Here is an 18,670-nt window from a genome sequence, read left to right as displayed (position 1 = left end):
CGGCCCAACGCAGTCACACGTACGAGCGGTTCCTTACGCCTTCCGCGTGCTGCCGGACGTAATTCCCCGGCGCTTCGACACCATCGCGAATAGCCCGTCGGAAAGCATGTCCGGGGCCGTGTGTGTCCGGTGCATGTCCAGCCTTTTCCCACCGATTCCCGGACGGCTCCCGGAAGCCCCCACCTCATGGGAAATACACGGTTCCCACACACTTCCGCCGTACGCCCCCTGTCCGAGCGACCGGGGCACGAGCATCATGGCGTGCGTGCATCACGGGCCCAGGACGCGGCAGCGAAGGGGCGAGCGATGGGGACCGAGACCGTACAGGCGCCGGCGCGACCAGCGGGGGCGAGGGCGCCGGGGCGGCTGGTGGTCGACTGGCTGACCACGACCGACCACAAGAAGATCGGCCACCTCTACCTGGTGACGTCCTTCCTGTTCTTCCTGGCCGCCGGGCTGATGGCGCTGGTGATGCGCGCCGAGCTGGCCCGGCCGGGCACCCAGATCGTGGACAACGAGCAGTTCAACCAGTTGTTCACCCTGCACGGAACGATCATGCTGCTGCTCTTCGCGACCCCGACCTTCGCCGGGTTCGCCAACGAGATCATGCCGCTCCAGATCGGCGCGCCCGATGTCGCCTTCCCCCGGCTGAACATGCTGTCGTACTGGCTGTTCCTGTTCGGCGGACTGATCGTGCTGGGCTCGCTGCTGGTGCCCACGGGGCCCGCCGACTTCGGGTGGTTCGCCTACGCGCCGCTGAACAACGCGGAACGGTCGCCGGGGATCGGGGCCGACATGTGGATCATGGGGCTGGCGCTGTCGGGGTTCGGGACGATCCTCGGCGCGGTGAACTTCCTGACCACGATCATCGGGATGCGCGCCCCCGGGATGACGATGTTCCGGATGCCGATCTTCACCTGGAACACGCTGTTCACGTCGATCCTGATCCTGATGGCGTTCCCGGTGCTCGCCGCCGCGCTCCTGGTCCTGGAGGCGGACCGCCGCTTCGGCTCGCAGGTCTTCGACGCGGCCAACGGCGGCGCGCTGCTGTGGCAGCACCTCTTCTGGTTCTTCGGGCACCCGGAGGTCTACATCATCGCCCTGCCCTTCTTCGGGATCATCACGGAGATCATCCCGGTCTTCAGCCGCAAGCCGATCTTCGGCTATCTGACGCTGGTCGGGGCGACGATGGCGATCACCGGGCTGTCGGTGGTCGTGTGGGCGCACCACATGTTCGCCACGGGCGCGGTGCTGCTGCCGTTCTTCTCGTTCATGAGCTTCCTGATCGCCGTGCCGACGGGGGTGAAGTTCTTCAACTGGACGGGGACGATGCTGAAGGGCTCGCTGTCCTTCGAGACACCGATGCTGTGGGCGACCGGCTTCCTGGTGTCGTTCCTCCTCGGCGGGCTGACCGGAGTCATCCTGGCCTCGCCGCCCATGGACTTCCATGTCACCGACTCGTACTTCGTGGTCGCGCACTTCCACTACGTCGTCTTCGGCACGGTCGTCTTCGCCACCTTCGCGGGGTTCTTCTTCTGGTGGCCGAAGTTCACCGGGAAGCTGCTGGACGAACGGCTCGGCAAGATCCAGTTCTGGACGCTCTTCATCGGGTTCCACACCACGTTCCTGGTGCAGCACTGGCTGGGCGCCGAGGGCATGCCCCGGCGGTACGCGGACTATCTGGCCGCCGACGGGTTCACGGCCCTCAACACGGTCTCGACGATCGGCTCCTTCCTGCTGGGCCTGTCCACGCTGCCGTTCCTCTACAACGTCTGGAAGACCTCCCGGTACGGCGTGAAGGTCGACGTGGACGACCCGTGGGGGTACGGCCGGTCGCTGGAGTGGGCGACCTCGTGTCCGCCGCCGCGCCACAACTTCGTGACGCTGCCCCGGGTGCGTTCGGAGTCCCCGGCGTTCGACCTGCACCATCCGAGGTTCGCGGCGATCACACCGCCGCAGACCCGGCGGGGCCAGGAGCGGACGCCGCACCCCCGGTTCGGTCAAGAGCGGCCGACAGGCGGTCCCGAAGGGTCCTGATGGTCTCGGTCAGCCCCTCCGGTTCGACGACCTCGAAGTCGACGCCGGTCATCATCACGTGGATGGCCATCACGTCGAGGCTCGGGGCACCGGTGCGCAGCAGACAGCTGTGCTCGTCGTAGGGCTCCAGGGTGCCCGCCGAGGGCGAGATCCGCTCGGCGGCCTCGTGGAGGGGCACCAGCAGCCGTACGACGGCCTGCGAGGCGTACGCGTTCCGGGAGACGCCCTTGGAGACGTAGGCGGCGAGGTCCTCGGCCGGTGGCTCGCGGGGCGGGAAGCGCGGCCCGTGGGGCGGCTTGGGGGTGACGCGGTCGACGCGGAAGGTGCGCCAGTCGGCGCGGTCGACGTCCCAGGCGACCAGGTACCAGCGGCGCTCGGTGCACACCAGACGGTGCGGCTCGACGGTCCGGCGGGTGGCGGTGCCCCCGTGGTCGCGGTACTCGAACCGCAGCCGCTCGGCGTCCCGGCAGGCGTTCGCGAGTTCGGTGAGCACCGCCGGGTCGACGGCGGAGAGCTGTGGGCCGCGCATCAGCGGGACGGTGAAGGCGTTCAGGGCGCCCACCCTGCGGCGCAGCCGGCTCGGCAGCACCTGTTCGAGCTTGGCGAGGGCGCGTACGGAGGACTCGCCGATGCCGTCGATGCCCTGGCCGGCGGCCGAGCGCAGCCCGACGGCCACCGCGACGGCCTCCTCGTCGTCGAGGAGCAGCGGCGGCAGCTCGGCGCCGGCGCCGAGCTGGTAGCCGCCGCCGGTGCCGGGGCTGGCGTTGACCGGGTAGCCCAGTTCGCGCAGCCGGTCGACGTCCCTGCGGACCGTGCGCGCGGTGACGCCGAGCCGGTCGGCGAGTTCCGGGCCGGACCATTCGCGGTGGGCCTGCAGCAGCGAGAGCAGCCTCAGGAGCCGTGCCGATGTCTCCAACATGGGGGCGAGTCTGCCAGCGGTCGAGGACAGGGAGTGTCCTCGACCGCCGGCCGGTTTCACGGGGCGGCGACGACCGTCACGGAGAGGTCGTTGTGGGTCGTGTAGTACGGCTCGCCCTCCACCGGGCCGTGCGCCGACTCGGCACGGGCCTTGGGGTAGACGAAGACCGGGTGCTTGTCGACGACGTCGTCGAGCAGCCGTGCGACGCGCACCTTCGGGCCGTCCCCGCCCCGGGGCCGCAGCCACAGGTCCCAGTGGCCGGGGCGCAGGTCGCCGTAGGCCACGGTGAAGCGGACGTCGCCCCGGTCTCCGTGCGCGGTGAGGTCGGTCCGTACGGCGGCCAGCACGCCGTTCTGGTCGGTGAGCTCGGCGTACCCGTCGGACGCGGCCTCGGTGCCGTACAGCCGCGCGGTCACCTCCAGCCGTCCGTCGCCGATGTGCAGTGCGCCGGCCTCGGCGTGCGGGGAACGCTCCCAGCTGCGGATGGTGAGGTTGCCGTGCTTGGTGCCGTACGGGATGCGGACGACGATCCGCTCCGACGAGGCCGCCGGTGCGCGGTCGACGAGGGAGCGCAGGTCGTTGACGCCCGGGGCCAGGCGCCGGGGCTCGCCCTCGGCCGTCTGCAGATGGACGTCCCAGAAGCCCTCGGGGACGTCCACGCTGCTCGGCAGCGCGGCCCTCAGCCGGCCGTCACCGGCCGGGGTGAGGGGCAGCCGCACCCGTTGGTCGTCGCCGCGGCGGACGAGGAGCAGCTGGGCGGGGCCGGACGCGCTGTGGTCGGGGACCTCGAAGGTCAGGCCGCCCGCGAAGTCGGCCACGCAGTCGGTGCGGGGGGTCGTGGCCCAGTCCTCCTGGTCGTCACTGTGCGTGGGCGGCTGCGGAGCCAGCGTCATCATGCGGTGCGCCCCTTCTTGAGGGCGGCACGTCCGGCATCCCGAACGGCGTACGCCCCGCCGAGCAGAGCGCCACGGGTGCGGTGCAGTGAGCCGCGCATCCGGCCCACCGAGGAGGCGCCGCCGCGAGCGACGAGGTCGCCGAAGAGCGTCTCGTAGCGCTCGGCGATGCGGGACGGGTCGAAGCGCTCGGAGTCCTTGAGAGCGGCGTGCGCCATCTGCTGACGCCGGTCGTCGTCGTTGATGAGCTCCAGGAGACCGTCGGCGATGGCCTTGACGCTGCCGACCTTGACCAGGCGGCCGTCGACGCCGTCGTCGATGATCTCGCCGGGGCCGTGCGGGCAGTTGGTGGAGACCACCGGGAGACCGCAGCGCATGGCCTCGACGATCGTCATGCCGAACGACTCCAGGCTGGAGGTGACGGCGGCGACGGAGCCCTTCGCCCACTCGGGCTCGATGGGGTTGACGGGACCCATCAGGTAGACGTGGTTGTAGAGGCCCAGCTTGTCGACGAGGGCGCGGAGTTTGTCCTTCTGCTTGCCGCCACCGTAGATCCTCAGGCGCCAGTCGGGCCGCTCCTCGCGCACCTTGTCGAAGGCCTTGATCAGCAGGTCGTACCGCTTGACCGGGGCGAGCCGCCCGGCGGCGACGACCCACTTGGCGGTGCCGTCCGCCGGGTCGACGCCGGGTGCGGGCACCGGGTTGGGCACGGCCTGGACGCGGACGCCGGGCAGCCGCATCTTCGAGCCGTAGGCGCGCGCGTCGGCCTCGGTGGTCGTGGTGAGGGCGTCGAGCCTCGGGTAGACGCCGCGCAGGGTGGCGCGCAGGGCCGGTGAGTGGCTGTCGAGCGTGAGGTGCTCCTGGCCGACGCGGATCGGGCCGCGGCGGGTCTGCTTCGCCATGTGCACGTTCAGTCCGGGCCGGGTGCCGACCAGGACGTCGGCGTCGACCGAGGCGAGGTGCTCGGCGATGCGCCGGTCGGTCATGACGCTGTACTGCCCGTAGCGGCCCTCGGCGCGCGGGAAGGCCTTGGCGGGGCGCTCCAGGTCGGCGTGGCCCTTGTCGGCGCCGCCCTCCCGGATGTCGACGAGGCCGCGCAGCCGCACCCGCGGATCGACGGCGAACACCGGCTCGTCACGGTGGCGGAAGACGGAGACGATCTCCACGTCGTGCTGTTCGGCCAGGGTGTTCGCGAGGTTGTACGTCGTGCGGATCGTTCCCCCGATCCCGTACGCGTTGTGTATCAGGAAAGAAATGTGCATGCGTCCCCCGAGCCCCCTGCATTACCTGGTCATCCGTCAATGGCGCTGCTGGTCCAGCGCCGTACGGTTAGACCGGGCCTCCCCGGGAATGGTTGGACGTCATCATCAACTTGTTCCTGAACGGTTGTCCGATCGATAGCCGGGAGAGGCAACCTGTTCGCCTCCTCACGCATCAGGGGCTGTAGGGCAGTTGGGGTACGTCGAAGCAGGTGCCGTTCATGTCGCCCTGGCTCACCCACCCCCCGCCGTCCCGCCAGCGGGCCACCGACACACAGGTCCGGCGCGTCGTCGGCGGCTCGGCGAGCCGCTCGAAACGGACGGGGACGAGCAGCCCGTCGGCGCTGTAGGGCTCGTCGCGGTTCATGAACCGGTCGACGCAGGCACGGGTGACGCCCTCCGCGCTCCCCGCGCTCTTCGCACACGATCTCGCCGCGTCCGTGAACCACATCGCGGCAGCCCAGCCCTCCAACTGCCACTGGGAGTGCGTCTTCAGGTCCTTCGTCGCGTCCCGGAACTGCCGTACGGCCGGGTCGCCGACGTCCGCATGGTTGCGGCTGGAGCCGGTGGCCCACAGCGCGTTGCGGCAGCGCGGGGCGTCCTTGTACTCCTCGGCGACCGCGGAGGTCCAGTTCTGGACGTTGGTGACCTTGGCGGTGACCTCGGCGCCCACCTCGTCCATCGCCTCACAGAGCCGGGCGTTGCCATGGCCGTCGATGGCGTCGAAGACCAGGTCGGCGCCCCGCTCCTTGATGTCGGCGGCGGCCGCCCGGAAGTTGGGCAGCGCGAAGTCGACCTGCTCGGTGACCACTTCGTACCCCTCGGCCTTCAACCCTCGGACGATCAGGCGGGCGTACGCGGCGGACGCCGACTGGTTGTAGGAGACCACGGCGGCGGTGCGGGCGCCGTGCTCACGCTTGAAGTAGCGGTAGACCTCGGTGCCGCCGTACTGCTTCCCGTCCCAGCCGGTCGTGCCGTCCCGGGGCGCGAGGCTGCCGTAGACGCTGTACAGATACGGGTACGTGTCGTACGCGGGCCCGATGGGCTGGCCCCCGATGTCGGGCACGCGCGCGCGTGCGACCCGGGCGGCGCCCGCGTAGTCGAGGGCGGTGGTGGCGACCAGCGCCACCACACCGTCCTCCTCGACGAGCCGGTGCACGCACTCGTTGTTGCCGACACCGCTGCCCCCGTCGTCGCACTCCCGCACCTCGACGCGGCGGCCGTCGATGCCGCCGCGCGCGTTGAGCGCGGCGAACCAGGCCTTCGCGCCGTCGCGCGGCCCGGTGAACGCCGTGCCGCCGACCGGGCTGGTGACGCTGGTGATGATCCCGACGCGCAGCGGCTCACGGCTCGACGGGGCGGCCGTGGCACTCCCCCGCTCGAAGTCGCTCTCCGGGAGCCGGCTGCCGCAGGCCGTGGCCAGCAGGAGCAGCAGGCCGACCGCGGCCGTCTCAGCAGCCCGGACCCGGTGTCTCATTGCCGCTCAACGCGACCAGCCCGCACAGGGTCTTGACGGACACCTTCCAGGTGCCGTCCTGCTCGACGGCCGTACCCGCCGCGTCCGGCAGCGCCGTGGCGCCCTCCAGCAGCAGGGTGTACGTGACGTCGGCGCCGGTCGCGGAGGTGAACGCGACCTTCTTGACCTCCGCCTCGACCTGCCCGCCGCGCTCGTCACCGCTGAACGCCGCGAGGACGGGCCCCATCTTCTCGCCGTTCTCCAGGACGGCCTGTTTCTCCTCGGTCGAGGTGCCCGGGTCGAAGAACGCCTTCCAGTTCTCCTTGATCTCCTTCTCGGCCGCCGCCGTGTCCGCGGGCCCGCTCGCGCTCGTGGTCTCCTCGGCGGGTTCGCTCGCCGTCCGTTCCACCGTCGGGGTCGGCGGGGCGCTGTCACCGCCGCCACCGCTGTCGTCGCTGCACGCCGCGAGGGCCGGGGCGAGGAGGAGGACCAGGGCGGCCGCCAGGGCCGTTCCCCGTCCCGCCGCCCCGGACCCGCGTCCGTTCGCCCGCCTGAGGTCGCTCCCGAGAACCATCTGGCTCACCACCGGGTGTCGGTCCGGGCGGCATGCGCCCGGTTCTTTCAGGGTCAGCTTGCAGAAGGCATAGTGCAAGCCATCGGCTGGGATGGACAGACACACGACGTGTGGGGAGCCCCGGATGCCCCGGATGCGGACAGCCCGACCACGGACCGCCCACCCCGTCCTCTGGGCCGGCTGGGCCGCGCTCGCCGGCGGCGCGGTGCTGTGCGTCGTCGGCTGGTACGGCGTCTCCGGTGAACGCTTCGCCGAACGGCAGCTTCCCTATCTGGCGTCCTGCACGGTCCCCGGCGCCGCGCTGATCGTCGCGGGCGCGGTCCTCCTCGCCCACGGCGGCAACGCCCGGGCCGCATCCCGGGTCGAGGAGTTGTACGGCCTCCTGGTCGCCGCCGAGCCCGACGACGACGTGTCCACGCGGGCTCCGACCGGCCCCCTCGCCACCAGCGGCACCCTGCTGATGGTGCCGGGCGGCACGCTCTGGCACCGCGCCGACTGCCCCCTCGTGGCCGGGAAGGCGGAGGCGGTCCCGGCGGACTCCCGGGTGCTGACGAGCGGCGCCCTGCGACCGTGCCCGATCTGCGAGGCACCCTCCCGGGGCGACTCCGCGGAGGGCTGATGGCGTCGCTGACGTACGACCTCACGCTGGCCGGGCTGTCGGTCGGCAGCGCGGCGGCGCTCACCGGGATCGGTCTGATCGTGACCTACCGGGCGACGGGCGTGCTCAACTTCGCGCACGGGGCGATCGCCGTGGTGTGCGCGTATCTGCTGCGCCAGTTCACCGTGGAGTGGGGATGGCCGCTCTGGCCGGCCGCGGCGGTGACCCTGCTGGTCGTGGCCCCCTCGATCGGTCTGGTCCTGGAACGCCTCGTCTTCCGTCCGCTCGCCGTGCCCGGCGGTGACCCGGCGCGGACCCTCGTCGCGTCCATCGGCGTCTTCGTCCTCCTCGTCGGCGTGACCGCGCTGCTGTGGGGGCAGGGCGCGCGGGACGACGCGCCGACGCTGATCTCCGCCGACCCGTGGGGCCAACTGGCGGTGGCCCTCGCCGTCGCCGCGGCCGTGGGCGCGCTCACGCGCTGGACGCGGCTGGGCCGGGAGCTGCGGGCCGTCGTCGACGACCGCTCCCTCGCCGTGCTCGGCGGCATCGACGCGGACCGGGTCGCCGCCGCGGGCTGGGCGTTCGGCTCCTTCACGGCGGGCCTGACGGGCGTCCTGCTGGCCCCGTTCGTGCGCCTCGACCCGTACGGCATGCCACTGCTGGTGATGGAGGTGGTGGCCGTGGCGGTCGCCGCCCGGATGCGGAGCCTGCCGGTGGCCGTGCTGGTCGCGCTGGGCGTCGGAGTCGCGCAGGCTCAGCTGACCCGGCTCCATCCCTCGGGCTGGGCGGAGCCGCTGCTCCAGGCCGTGGGCGCCAACCTGTTCGTGGTCGCCCTCCTCGTGGCGGCCCTGGTCCTGCCGGGGGTGGGCGACCGCGACGCGCTGCCCCGCACGGCGACCGCGCGGACCGGCCCGCCCGCCGCCGCGTGGCTCGTGGCGCTCCTGCTGTTCCTGATCCCGCTGGGCTTCGCGGGCCAGGACCTGCACACGGCCGTCCAGGTGCCGGCGCTGGGCGTGGTCCTGCTCTCCCTGGTGGTGGTGACGGGCCGAGGCGGCCAGATCTCCCTGGGCCAGGCGGCCTACGCGGGTCTGGGCGCCCTGTTCACGGCCCTCCTGGCAGCCGGCCGTTTCCCGCTCCTCCCCGGCCTGCCCGAACCTGCCGCGCTCCTGGTGGCCGTCCTCCTGGTGGCCCCCCTCGGCCTGCTCACCGGCCGGCCCGCCATCCGCCGTCACGGCCTGGCGCTCGCACTGGCCACGTTCGCCGTGGGCGTCGGCGTGAGCCGCTTCGTCTTCGCCCAGCCGTACGCGACCTCGGGCCTCACCGTCTCCCGGCCCCCGGGCTTCGAGGGCGACCGCGCCTACTACGTCCTGGAGTTGGGCCTCCTCTGCCTCGCCCTCCTCGCCACCCACGCCCTGCGCCGAGGCCGCACGGGCAGAGCGCTCGCCGCCCTGCGGGACCACGAGCCGGGCGCGTCGGCGGCGGGCGTACGCGTCCCGTCCTTGAAACTCACGGCATTCGTCGCGGGCGCGGCCCTCGCCGCGCTCGGCGGCGGCATGCTCGCGATGGGGGTCCGCGCCTTCGACCCCGTCGCCTACGACCCCGTGCGCAGCCTCCTCTGGTTCGCCGCGGTCGTCGTCCTCGGCGCCGACAGCTCCCTCGGCGCCCTCGCGGCGGCCGCCCTGCTGGTGGGCCTGGACGCGGGCACCGAGGGCGGCGTGGCCGTCGCGGTCATCGGCATCCTGGCCGTCCTGGTCGGCCGCTCCCCCGGCGGCCCGTACGAGGCGGTGCGGGACGGGTTCGCACGACTTCGGCCGGGGCGACGCGCGCTCACCCCGACGGGGCAGCGCGCTCGGGAGCGGGTGCGTGCGGGGGCGGCGGCCGGGGTACGGCGGAGGGGGCTGGTGGGGGCAAGCCCCGTGGGCCGCGTCGGGGCGCCGCCCGGGGCCGCGCACCAGCCACCCGGGACCGAGGCCGGCCCCGCCGACACCGGCACGAGGGCCGACACCGGCACCGCCGCCGCCCGCACGGGCACCAGTCACACGCCCGGCGGTCGCGCGGGCGCCCCTCTCCTCCCCGCTGCCGTCGGTCGGCGCGGTCCCGCCCGGGCCGCCCGCTTCCTCATCGGTCACACCCCGCGTCCCTCCCGTCCCCCTGCTTCCGCCGCTCCCTCGCTCCGAGCACTCCGGCTCCGGCTCCGCTACGGCGAGTTCACCGCGCTCGACGGCGTCGACCTGGACGTCCCGCCGGGTCGGGTCAGCGCGGTCGTGGGTCCCAACGGCGCCGGGAAGAGCACCCTCTTCCACTGTCTCGCCGGCACGCTGCGGCCGGACAGCGGGCGGGTGCGCCTCGGCGAGCGGGACATCACCCGGCTGCCCGCGCACGCCCGCACCCGGCTCGGCGTCGCTCGCACGTTCCAACAGCTGGCGGTCTTCCCGTCGTTGAGCGTGGCGGACAACGTACGCGTGGGCGCCGAGCAGGGGACGGCCGCCGATCCCGGTGCCGTGGAGCGGGCGTTGCGGCTGTTCGGGCTGGACGGTCCGGTACGGACGGCGCCGGCGGCCGGGCTGCCGACCGGCACGCTGCGACGGGTCGAGCTGGCGCGGGCGCTCGCCGGCAGCCCTCGTGTGCTGCTGCTCGACGAGCCCGCGGCCGGCCTCGACTCGGCCGAGGTGGCCTCCCTCGCCCGCGTCCTGCGCGCCCTCGCCGACGACGGCACGGCCCTGCTCGTCGTCGAGCACGACCTCGATCTCGTCAGGGAACTCGCGGACGTCGTCCACGTCATGGCGGCGGGCCGGATCGTCACCTCCGGCCCGGCCGGCCGCGTCCTCGCCCCGGAGGCCTGACGATGACCCTCGTCTCCCTGCGCCGCGTCCGCGTCCGCTACGGCCCGCTGGAGGCCCTGCACGGCCTCACCCTCGCCGCGCCGGGCCCCGGCCTCACCGTGCTGCTCGGCCGCAACGGCTCCGGTCGTACGACCGCGTTGCGGGCGCTCGCCGGGACGGTCCCGCTCTCCGCGGGTGCCGTGGTGTGGGACGGGGCCGACATCACCAGGACACCCGCGTACGAGCGGGCCCGGCGGGGCCTGGTCCTCGTACCGGAACGACGGGCCGTCTTCGGCTCGCTCACCGTGCGCGAGAACCTCGAACTCGCCGCGCCCGACCTCTCCGACGCCCTGCGCGCCTACCCGGAGCTCGAAGCCCTGCTTCCCCGTCGCGCGGGCACCCTCTCCGGCGGCGAGCAGCGGATGCTCGCCCTCTCCCGGGTCCTGTCGGCCCGGGCGCGCGTGGTGCTCGTCGACGAACCCGCCCAGGGCATGTCACCCGCGGTCGCGGCCCGCACGTACGAGCTGCTGGGCGGCCTCGACGCCTGCGTGATCGTGGCCGAGCAGCGCCTGCCGCCGGGGCTGCGCGCGGTACCGGGCGTCCTCGTGTACGAACTCCGGCGCGGGGCACTGGCGTTCGGCGGGGAGGCGACCGAACTGCCCTGACGCCGCACGGCGGTCAGCCGACAGGGCTCAGGCGACAGGGCAGGTCGGCCACCGGGACAGGCTCAGTCGACAGGGCTCAGCGGTCACAGATCGAGGCGCTGCCCGGGGACGATGAGGTCGGGGTCGCCGCCGATCACGTTCCTGTTGGCGGCGTAGACCTGCCGCCAGGTGGTCCCGTGCCGGGTGGCGATGCCGCTCAGGGAGTCGCCCTGCCGGACGGTGTAGTCACCGCGCGACGCGCTGCGGTCCGGGTGACCGACGGAGCGCGACGGCGCCTTCGCGGGAGCCGAGTCGGCGGACTTCCCGGCTCCGGAGGAGGCGGCCTTGCCGGACGACCCGGTGGAGGGGGCGGCGGGCGCGCTGCCGGAGGCCCCGGCGCGGCCGGAACAGGTGGGCCACGCTCCCCAGCCCTGGGCGCGCTGGACCTTGGTGGCGATCGCGATCTGCTGGGACTTGGAGGCCTTGTCGGCGGTGGCCGCGTAGGCGGTGCCGCCGTAGGCACGCCACGTGGAGGCGGCGAACTGCAGACCGCCGTAGTAGCCGTTGCCGGTGTTGATGTGCCAGTTGCCGCCGCTCTCGCACTTGGCGATGCGGTCCCACACTCCGCTGTCGGCCGCCGAGGCGCTGCCGGTGACGGCCAGGAGCCCGAGCGGGGCGAGCAGTGCCGCCCCGGCGAGGACCGCCGTGGTGCGGGTCTTCCGGGCGCTGCCGCGCGTGGTATCGGCACATTCGGACATGAAGATTCCTCTCCACTGACCCGGGGTCCCCCAAGCGGGGCGCTTCCCGCGCATGGACGCGGGTGTCGCGCTCCGCCCCGTCCGCCGGAGGTGGTGCTGCGCGCTGTCTGGCTCTGCGCGGCCGGCGGGCGTACCCGAGCGGTGCTCGTTGCACACGGCCGGGAATGTAGGGAGGTTGACGGGTTGTCAGCAAGGGATGACCTGTCGTGCGAGGCCAGTTCGCCGTTACCCGAAGTAGCTGCCATTTCCGGCCACCCATTTCATTCCCTGATTTCATGAAATGTCGTCCAGTGACCGCGACGGCCTGTGACCTACTTCACCGGATCAACTTCGCCGAGTCCTCGGGAAGTTGGCGCGGAGTAACCGATTCCGCCCAAGGATTCACCCTGCGCTCCGGTTGGTTCGATTCCGTTCGTCCTCGGGCGTGACTCCCGCCACAGATCGCCCGTTGTCTTCTGCATGAGCCGGAACCTCCGTGCTCATGGGCCGGGCGCCACCCGGCCCCGACACCGCACCGCATCCCGAGGAGCCACCGTGCCGCGCATGCTCGACGTCAGCGACGAGGTACGCGCCGAGATCGGCGACGTAGAAGCCGACCGGCTGCTCGCCGGAGAGAACGCCCCCGGCGGCTACGACTGCACGTCGTGCCGCACCCCCGGCGACTCCGAGCAGGAGCGCACCAGCACCGTCCTCTTCGTCGGCGACGAGACAGCCGTGCTCGCCTTCGCCCACGCCACCTGTCTGCCCTCCCAGGTCGTCCAGGTCACCGAGGAGCAGCTGCAGGGCGCCGCCCGTTCCATCGCCGGGGACAACCCGGCCCAGGCCGCGCCCGAGCAGGCCGTGCTCGGTGTCACCAGCGGACTGATCCTGCTCAGCGGCGAGTTGCACCCGGCGCTCGTCGTCGAGCCGACCGCCCCCATCGCCCGTCCGGGCACGACCGGCGCGGGCGACGACTTCCTGCCGCTGCTCATCGAGCAGGGCTTCATGCCGCTCCCCCAGATCGACTCCGTGCCCCCCGTGCTGCACGGCTGGTCCGTGCTGCTCGCCATGGGACAGCTGCACGCCATCCTGCAGCCGGGTACCGCCGGTGGTTCGCCGGTCGCGTGGTGGCAGGCCCATCAGGCGCTGCAGGTCGCCGACGCCTGGCGGGCGGCCGCGAACAAGCACCAGCAGGTGCTGATGTTCGCGGCGCCGGTGGGGTCCATCGGGCGGCAGCCGCGGGAGGACCTGCTGCGGGACGCGCTCGACAAGGCTGCGGCGAACGGGAAGTTGGTGGCCGCGACCCTGCCGCTGGCCGGTACGTGATGGTGTGCCGGTGCTGCGCTGTCGGAGTCTCGCCGTAGGGCATTCGCTGGTAAGCCGACCGCGGGTCGATTGTGGTTGATCGCGCAGTTCCCCGCGCCCCTTCAGGGGCGCTCACCCCGACCGGAGGCTGAATGGTTGAGGGGGCGCATCTCTTCTCCCGTGGGGTCGTTGGCACAGACGTGCACGCATACGACGTACCTCGCCGCCAGTCCTATCAGTCGATCCCGTCCATGCGGCCGACTCATGATCCGTCGGGCGGGCCATCGGCCACGCCCATCTACGACTCGCTCTACGCGGAGTGGGTCAGGACCTATCGGACCCTGCCGGGCGACCGGCACGGGGAGGAGGAGCTGGGGTTCACGGGTTTCGGGAGCCTGTCGCACGGCTCCGGCAGCCAGCGCGCCACCGGGTCGTACGCCTCCGGCTCGTACGGCGCCCGGCACGCCGCGGGCCATCTCGCCACCCAGCGCGAACCCCAGCCCGGTCACACGACCACGACGACGGCCGCGTGGCAGCCGGTGGGGCGGATCCCCACCGGACACACCGGGATGCACCACATCCCGTCGCCGCTGCCCCCGGGCCCACGCCGAGGTCTTTGAAGCGGAGCGCAGCACACGAGGAGGCGGCCACCCGGACTGCGGGGTGGCCGCCTCCTCGTGTCGTGGGACCGCTGCCCACTTCGTGGTGCCGCTGCCTACTTCTTCTTGCCGCGCTTCTCGCGCACCCGCACCGAGATGTGGATCGGGGTGCCCTCGAAGCCGAACTCCTCGCGCAGGCGCCGCTCGATGAAGCGGCGGTAGCCCGCCTCGATGAACCCGGAGGCGAAGAGCACGAAACGCGGGGGCTTGGTGCCGGCCTGGGTGCCGAAGAGGATGCGGGGCTGCTTGCCGCCCCTGATCGGGTGCGGGTGGGCGGCGACCAGCTCGCCGAGGAAGGCGTTCAGCCGGCCCGTCGGGACGCGGGTCTCCCAGCCGGCGAGGGCCGTCTCGATCGCGGGGACCAGCTTCTCCATGTGCCGGCCGGTCCGCGCCGAGACGTTGACCCGGGGCGCCCAGGCGACCTGACCGAACTCGGTCTCGATCTCCCGCTCCAGGTAGTAGCGACGCTCCTCGTCGAGGGTGTCCCACTTGTTGTACGCGATGACCATCGCGCGGCCGGCCTCGACGGCCATGGTGACGATGCGCTGGTCCTGCACGGAGATGGACTCGGAGGCGTCGATGAGGATGACCGCCACCTCCGCCTTCTCCACGGCGGCGGCGGTGCGCAACGAGGCGTAGTAGTCGGCGCCCTGCTGGAGGTGGACGCGCTTGCGGATGCCGGCGGTGTCGACGAACTTCCAGGTGACGCCACCGAGTTCGATCAGCTCGTCGACCGGGTCACGGGTGGTGCCCGCGAGCTCGTTGACGACGACGCGCTCCTCGTTCGCCACCTTGTTGAGGAGGGAGGACTTGCCGACGTTCGGGCGGCCGATCAGGGCGATGCGGCGCGGACCGCCGACGGCCGTGCCGAAGCTCTGCGCGGGCGCCTCCGGCAGGGCCTCCAGGACGGCGTCCAGCATGTCGCCGGTGCCACGGCCGTGCAGCGAGGAGACAGGGTGCGGCTCGCCGATGCCGAGGGACCACAGAGCGGTCGCGTCGGCCTCGCCGCTCGGGCCGTCGACCTTGTTGGCGCAGAGGACCACGGGCTTCTTGGCCTTGCGGAGCAGCCGGACGACGGCCTCGTCGGTGTCGGTGACGCCGACCTTGGCGTCGACGACGAAGACGACCGCGTCGGCGGCCTCGATGGCGTACTCGGCCTGGGCTGCGACGGAGGCGTCGATGCCGAGGACGTCCTGCTCCCAGCCACCGGTGTCGACGACCTTGAAGCGGCGGCCCGCCCACTCGGCCTCGTAGGTGACACGGTCGCGGGTGACGCCGGGCTTGTCCTCGACGACCGCCTCACGGCGGCCGATGATGCGGTTCACCAAGGTTGACTTGCCCACGTTCGGGCGGCCGACGACGGCGAGGACGGGCAGCGGGCCGTGGCCCGCCTCCTCGATCGCGCCCTCGACGTCCTCGACGTCGAAGCCCTCTTCCGCGGCGAGCTCCATGAACTCCGCGTACTCGGCGTCGCCAAGCTCTCCGTGCTCGTGCTCGGAGGGAAAGTGGTCGTTCATGAAGTCCGTACCTCGTAGTTCATCGTGGTGATCGGTGGAACACCCGGCCTTCGACCGGCTGATCCACTACTCAGTGTCGCCCAGCGCCCGATCGGACGCCCGGCGTTTTACCGGCGGCCGGTGAGCCGCCGGGCGTTGTCCAGGTGTGCGCCGAGCTGCTTCTGGATGCGCACGGTCGCCTCGTCCAGTGCCTTGCGGGTCCGCCGCCCGGTGCCGTCGCCCGCCTCGAACGGGTCACCGAAGACGACGTCGACGCGCGAGCGCAGCGGGGGCAGCCCCTTGACCAACCGTCCGCGCCGCTCGGTGCTTCCCAGGACGGCGACCGGGACGATCGGCGCTCCGCTGCGCACGGCGAAGTAGGAGAGCCCGGCGCGCAGCGAGGCGAAGTCGCCCTCGCCCCGGGTGCCCTCCGGGAAGATGCCCAGCACACCACCGCCCGCCAGGACGGCGAGCGCCTGGGTGATGGCGGTGCGGTCGGCGGTCGACCGGTCCACCTTGACCTGCCCGATGCCGAGCAGGAAGGGGTCGAGGGGACCGATGAACGCCTCCTTCTTGATCAGGAAGTGCGTCGGGCGGGGCGCCACACCCATGACCATCGGGCCGTCGATGTTGTGGGAGTGGTTGACCGCGAGGATGACCGGGCCGGCCGTGGGGACCCGCCAGGCGCCGAGCACCCGCGGCTTCCACAAGCCGTACATCAGGCCGACGCCGATGCGACGGCCGACCTCGGCACCGCGCAGGGAGGGCGCCGCGGCCGCGGGGTTCCCGGCGGAGGCAGCCCCGGCCGAGGGCCCCCGGTCCGTCGACGCCCCGCTCACTTCCCGGCCCGCTTCTCCTCGACGAGGGTCACCACGCACTCGATGACCTGCTGGAGGGTGAGGTCGGAGGTGTCCACCTCGACCGCGTCGTCGGCCTTGGCGAGCGGGGAGGTCTTGCGGCTGGAGTCGGCCGCGTCCCGCTTGAGGAGCGCCTCGCGGGTCGCCTGCACGTCGGAGCCCTTCAGCTCGCCGCTGCGGCGGGCCGCGCGGGCCTCCGGGGAGGCGGTGAGGAAGATCTTCAGGTCGGCGTCGGGCAGGACGGTCGTGCCGATGTCCCGGCCCTCGACGACGATGCCGTTCTCGGCGCCCGACGCGATGGAGCGCTGCAGCTCGGTGATCCGGGCCCGCACCTCCGGGACGGCGCTGACCGCGCTGACCTTGGAGGTGACCTCCTGGGTGCGGATCGGTCCGGCGACGTCCGTGCCGTCGACGGTGATGGTCGGCCCGGACGGGTCGGTCCCCGAGACGATCTCCGGCTTGCCCGCCACGGCGGCGATCGCCGAGGGGTCGTCTATGTCGATGCCGTTGTTGACCATCCACCACGTGATCGCCCGGTACTGGGCGCCCGTGTCCAGGTAGCTCAGCCCGAGCTGCGCGGCCACGGCCTTCGAGGTGCTCGACTTGCCCGTGCCGGAGGGGCCGTCGATGGCAACGATCACTGTGGCGCGTTCCACTGGGGAGCACCTTTCCTGGTCCGAGATGGTGGGGCGGGACGGAAAGCGCCCCGGACAAGGGTACTGGTTGCCCGTACCCCATCCGGCCCTGCCCGGGTGCCGGCCCTCGGACCCCGTCGCCGCCCGGCCCGCACGACCACTCACCCCCTACTGCCGGATCGCCCAACCCCGCTCCCGCAACGCCCCCGTCAGCACCACCGCCGCCTTCGGCTCCACCATCAACTGCACCAGACCCGCCTGCTGCCCGGTCGCGTGCTCGATGCGGACGTCCTCGATGTTGACGCCGGCGGCGCCCGCGTCGGCGAAGATGCGGGCCAGCTGGCCCGGCTGGTCGTCGATCAGGACCGCCACCACCTCGTAGCGCCGAGGAGCGGACCCGTGCTTGCCGGGGACGCGGATCTGGCCGGCGTTGCCGCGGCGCAGGACGTCCTCGATGCCGGTGACGCCCTCACGGCGCTTGGCCTCGTCGGAGGCCTGGAGGGCGCGCAGGGCCTGGACGGTCTCGTCGAGGTCGGCGGAGACGTCGGCGAGGAGGTCGGCCACCGGGCCGGGGTTGGCGGAGAGGATGTCGATCCACATGCCGGGGTCTGAGGCCGCGATCCGGGTCACGTCCCGGATGCCCTGCCCGCACAGCCGTACGGCCGACTCCTCGGCGTGCTCCAGCCGCGCGGCGACCAGGCTCGACACCAGGTGCGGCATGTGCGAGACCAGGGCGACGGCCCGGTCGTGGGCGTCCGCGTCCATGACCACCGGAACGGCCCGGCAGTGCGAGACCAGCTCCAGGGCGAGGTTCAGGACCTCGGTGTCGGTGTCCCGGGTGGGGGTGAGCACCCACGGCCGGCCCTCGAAGAGGTCGCCGGTGGCGGCCAGCGGCCCGGACTTCTCGCGGCCCGACATGGGGTGGGTGCCGATGTAGCAGGAGAGGTCGAGGCCCAGCGCCTCCAGCTCCCGGCGGGGGCCGCCCTTCACGGAGGCCACGTCGAGGTAGCCGCGCGCGACCCCTCGGCGCATGGCGTCGGCGAGGGTCGCGGCCACGTGCGCGGGCGGGGCGGCGACGATCGCGAGGTCGACCTGACCGCCGGGTGCCTCGTCGCTGCCGGCGCCGAGCGCGGCGGCCGTACGGGCCTGCTCCGGGTCGTGGTCGGCGAGGTGGACGACAACCCCGCGCTGGGCGAGGGCGAGGGCGGCGGAGGTGCCGATCAGCCCGGTGCCGATGACGAGTGCGGTTCTCACTGGGCGATGTCCTTGCGGAGGGCGGCCGCGGCGCCCAGGTAGACGTGCGCGATCTCGGAGCGCGGCCGGTCGGACTCGATGTGCGCGAGGATCCGTACGACCCGGGGCATGGCGCCCTCGATGTCGAGTTCCTGCGCGCAGATCAGGGGGACGTCGACGATGCCGAGCTTGCGCGCCGCGGCGGCCGGGAAGTCGCTGTGCAGGTCGGGGGTGGCCGTGAACCAGATGCTGATCAGGTCGTCCGGACCGAGCCCGTTGCGCTCCAGGACCGCGGTGAGCAGCTCGCCCACCTGCTCGTCCATGTGCCCCGCCTCGTCCCGTTCGAGCTGGACGGCGCCCCGGACCGCTCGTACCGCCACGACTCTGCTCCTCGCTGGTGTACATGCCGACTCGATGGCCGACTCGTTGCACGACCAGCCTAGTCAGCCCGCCCCCGGCCGGTGCGCGGCGCCCGCCTGCCGAGACGCGCGAAGGGGAGGCCGACGGCGGAGCGATCGTCCCGAATGCCTCGGGGCCACCAGCCGT

The 18,670-nt window shown here is 72.7% G+C and carries 17 protein-coding genes; 6 read left to right on the top strand and 11 right to left on the bottom strand.

The window, feature by feature from the left end:
- Positions 1-306 precede the first annotated feature (306 nt).
- On the top strand, positions 307-2,037 hold the full coding sequence (ctaD, locus tag GWK25_RS15110; RefSeq protein ID WP_215450744.1) for a cytochrome c oxidase subunit I: 1,731 nt from the start codon (positions 307-309) through the stop codon (positions 2,035-2,037).
- On the opposite strand, the gene GWK25_RS15105 is transcribed toward ctaD, so the two are convergent.
- The 5 genes from GWK25_RS15105 to GWK25_RS15085 form a co-directional block, all read right to left on the bottom strand.
- Entirely contained in the window at positions 1,946-2,956 is a 1,011-nt protein-coding gene (locus GWK25_RS15105) for a YafY family protein (RefSeq protein WP_215450743.1), read from the bottom strand. The two genes, ctaD and GWK25_RS15105, sit on opposite strands and share 92 nt — an antisense overlap.
- A gap of 56 nt (positions 2,957-3,012) precedes the next feature.
- Positions 3,013-3,852 (bottom strand): hypothetical protein, encoded by an 840-nt coding sequence (locus tag GWK25_RS15100; RefSeq protein ID WP_215450742.1) that lies wholly within the window; start codon positions 3,850-3,852, stop codon positions 3,013-3,015.
- Positions 3,849-5,111, bottom strand: a complete 1,263-nt coding sequence (locus GWK25_RS15095) for a glycosyltransferase family 4 protein (protein ID WP_215450741.1) — start codon at positions 5,109-5,111, stop codon at positions 3,849-3,851. The genes GWK25_RS15100 and GWK25_RS15095 overlap by 4 nt, the downstream gene beginning before the upstream one ends.
- Positions 5,112-5,283: 172 nt before the next feature.
- Positions 5,284-6,585, bottom strand: a complete 1,302-nt coding sequence (locus GWK25_RS15090) for an ABC transporter substrate-binding protein (protein ID WP_215450740.1) — start codon at positions 6,583-6,585, stop codon at positions 5,284-5,286.
- Positions 6,560-7,138: a hypothetical protein gene (locus GWK25_RS15085; protein ID WP_215450739.1), complete on the bottom strand. Its 579-nt coding sequence runs from the start codon at positions 7,136-7,138 to the stop codon at positions 6,560-6,562. The genes GWK25_RS15090 and GWK25_RS15085 overlap by 26 nt, the downstream gene beginning before the upstream one ends.
- Positions 7,139-7,271: 133 nt before the next feature.
- On the opposite strand from GWK25_RS15085, the gene GWK25_RS15080 reads away from it, so the two are divergent.
- The 3 genes from GWK25_RS15080 to GWK25_RS15070 are packed head-to-tail and all read left to right on the top strand — an operon-like array spanning position 7,272 to position 11,223.
- Entirely contained in the window at positions 7,272-7,757 is a 486-nt protein-coding gene (locus GWK25_RS15080) for a hypothetical protein (RefSeq protein WP_215457386.1), read from the top strand.
- Entirely contained in the window at positions 7,757-10,579 is a 2,823-nt protein-coding gene (locus GWK25_RS15075) for an ATP-binding cassette domain-containing protein (RefSeq protein ID WP_215450738.1), read from the top strand. Before GWK25_RS15080 ends, GWK25_RS15075 begins: the two co-directional genes overlap by 1 nt.
- A gap of 2 nt (positions 10,580-10,581) precedes the next feature.
- Positions 10,582-11,223 carry an ATP-binding cassette domain-containing protein gene (locus GWK25_RS15070; protein WP_215450737.1) on the top strand — a complete coding sequence of 214 codons (642 nt, stop codon included), beginning with the start codon at positions 10,582-10,584 and terminating at the stop codon, positions 11,221-11,223.
- An 83-nt stretch (positions 11,224-11,306) separates the two neighbouring features.
- Here GWK25_RS15070 and GWK25_RS15065 read toward each other — a convergent pair whose 3' ends face one another.
- Positions 11,307-11,960: a transglycosylase family protein gene (locus GWK25_RS15065; protein ID WP_215450736.1), complete on the bottom strand. Its 654-nt coding sequence runs from the start codon at positions 11,958-11,960 to the stop codon at positions 11,307-11,309.
- Between the two features lie 534 nt (positions 11,961-12,494).
- Between GWK25_RS15065 and GWK25_RS15060 the strand changes: the two genes are divergently transcribed.
- Positions 12,495-13,265, top strand: a complete 771-nt coding sequence (locus GWK25_RS15060; RefSeq protein WP_215450735.1) for a hypothetical protein — start codon at positions 12,495-12,497, stop codon at positions 13,263-13,265.
- Positions 13,266-13,495: 230 nt separating this feature from the next.
- Positions 13,496-13,864, top strand: coding sequence for a hypothetical protein (locus GWK25_RS15055; protein WP_215450734.1), 369 nt, complete (start codon positions 13,496-13,498; stop codon positions 13,862-13,864).
- A 95-nt stretch (positions 13,865-13,959) separates the two neighbouring features.
- Here GWK25_RS15055 and der read toward each other — a convergent pair whose 3' ends face one another.
- The 5 genes from der to aroH form a co-directional block, all read right to left on the bottom strand.
- Positions 13,960-15,420 (bottom strand): ribosome biogenesis GTPase Der, encoded by a 1,461-nt coding sequence (gene der / locus GWK25_RS15050; protein WP_184895888.1) that lies wholly within the window; start codon positions 15,418-15,420, stop codon positions 13,960-13,962.
- A gap of 107 nt (positions 15,421-15,527) precedes the next feature.
- The gene (locus GWK25_RS15045) at positions 15,528-16,277 is read right to left on the bottom strand and encodes a lysophospholipid acyltransferase family protein (RefSeq protein WP_374200614.1); all 750 of its coding nucleotides are present in this window, start codon (positions 16,275-16,277) and stop codon (positions 15,528-15,530) included.
- Positions 16,235-16,912: a (d)CMP kinase gene (cmk, locus tag GWK25_RS15040; protein WP_215450733.1), complete on the bottom strand. Its 678-nt coding sequence runs from the start codon at positions 16,910-16,912 to the stop codon at positions 16,235-16,237. Before cmk ends, GWK25_RS15045 begins: the two co-directional genes overlap by 43 nt.
- A gap of 147 nt (positions 16,913-17,059) precedes the next feature.
- Entirely contained in the window at positions 17,060-18,145 is a 1,086-nt protein-coding gene (locus GWK25_RS15035) for a prephenate dehydrogenase (RefSeq protein WP_215450732.1), read from the bottom strand.
- Positions 18,142-18,504, bottom strand: a complete 363-nt coding sequence (aroH, locus tag GWK25_RS15030) for a chorismate mutase (protein ID WP_033528887.1) — start codon at positions 18,502-18,504, stop codon at positions 18,142-18,144. Before aroH ends, GWK25_RS15035 begins: the two co-directional genes overlap by 4 nt.
- Positions 18,505-18,670: the final 166 nt, after the last annotated feature.

The sequence above is a fragment of the Streptomyces sp. ATCC 21386 genome (assembly GCF_018728545.1).
Classification (GTDB): domain Bacteria; phylum Actinomycetota; class Actinomycetes; order Streptomycetales; family Streptomycetaceae; genus Streptomyces.
Note: the sequence above shows the minus strand (reverse complement) of the source record. Positions and strands in the feature narration are given on the sequence as shown.

Excerpts from the sequence above, each read along its gene's own strand:
- GWK25_RS15075 (WP_215450738.1), top strand. The coding sequence starts at position 7,757 with ATGGCGTCGCTGACGTACGACCTCACGCTGGCCGGGCTGTCGGTCGGC.
- GWK25_RS15090 (WP_215450740.1), bottom strand. The coding sequence starts at position 6,585 with ATGAGACACCGGGTCCGGGCTGCTGAGACGGCCGCGGTCGGCCTGCTG.
- GWK25_RS15085 (WP_215450739.1), bottom strand. The coding sequence starts at position 7,138 with ATGGTTCTCGGGAGCGACCTCAGGCGGGCGAACGGACGCGGGTCCGGG.
- GWK25_RS15100 (WP_215450742.1), bottom strand. The coding sequence starts at position 3,852 with ATGATGACGCTGGCTCCGCAGCCGCCCACGCACAGTGACGACCAGGAG.
- GWK25_RS15070 (WP_215450737.1), top strand. The coding sequence starts at position 10,582 with ATGACCCTCGTCTCCCTGCGCCGCGTCCGCGTCCGCTACGGCCCGCTG.
- GWK25_RS15080 (WP_215457386.1), top strand. The coding sequence starts at position 7,272 with ATGCGGACAGCCCGACCACGGACCGCCCACCCCGTCCTCTGGGCCGGC.
- GWK25_RS15105 (WP_215450743.1), bottom strand. The coding sequence starts at position 2,956 with ATGTTGGAGACATCGGCACGGCTCCTGAGGCTGCTCTCGCTGCTGCAG.
- der (WP_184895888.1), bottom strand. The coding sequence starts at position 15,420 with ATGAACGACCACTTTCCCTCCGAGCACGAGCACGGAGAGCTTGGCGAC.
- GWK25_RS15065 (WP_215450736.1), bottom strand. The coding sequence starts at position 11,960 with ATGTCCGAATGTGCCGATACCACGCGCGGCAGCGCCCGGAAGACCCGC.
- GWK25_RS15095 (WP_215450741.1), bottom strand. The coding sequence starts at position 5,111 with ATGCACATTTCTTTCCTGATACACAACGCGTACGGGATCGGGGGAACG.
- GWK25_RS15055 (WP_215450734.1), top strand. The coding sequence starts at position 13,496 with ATGCGGCCGACTCATGATCCGTCGGGCGGGCCATCGGCCACGCCCATC.
- ctaD (WP_215450744.1), top strand. The coding sequence starts at position 307 with ATGGGGACCGAGACCGTACAGGCGCCGGCGCGACCAGCGGGGGCGAGG.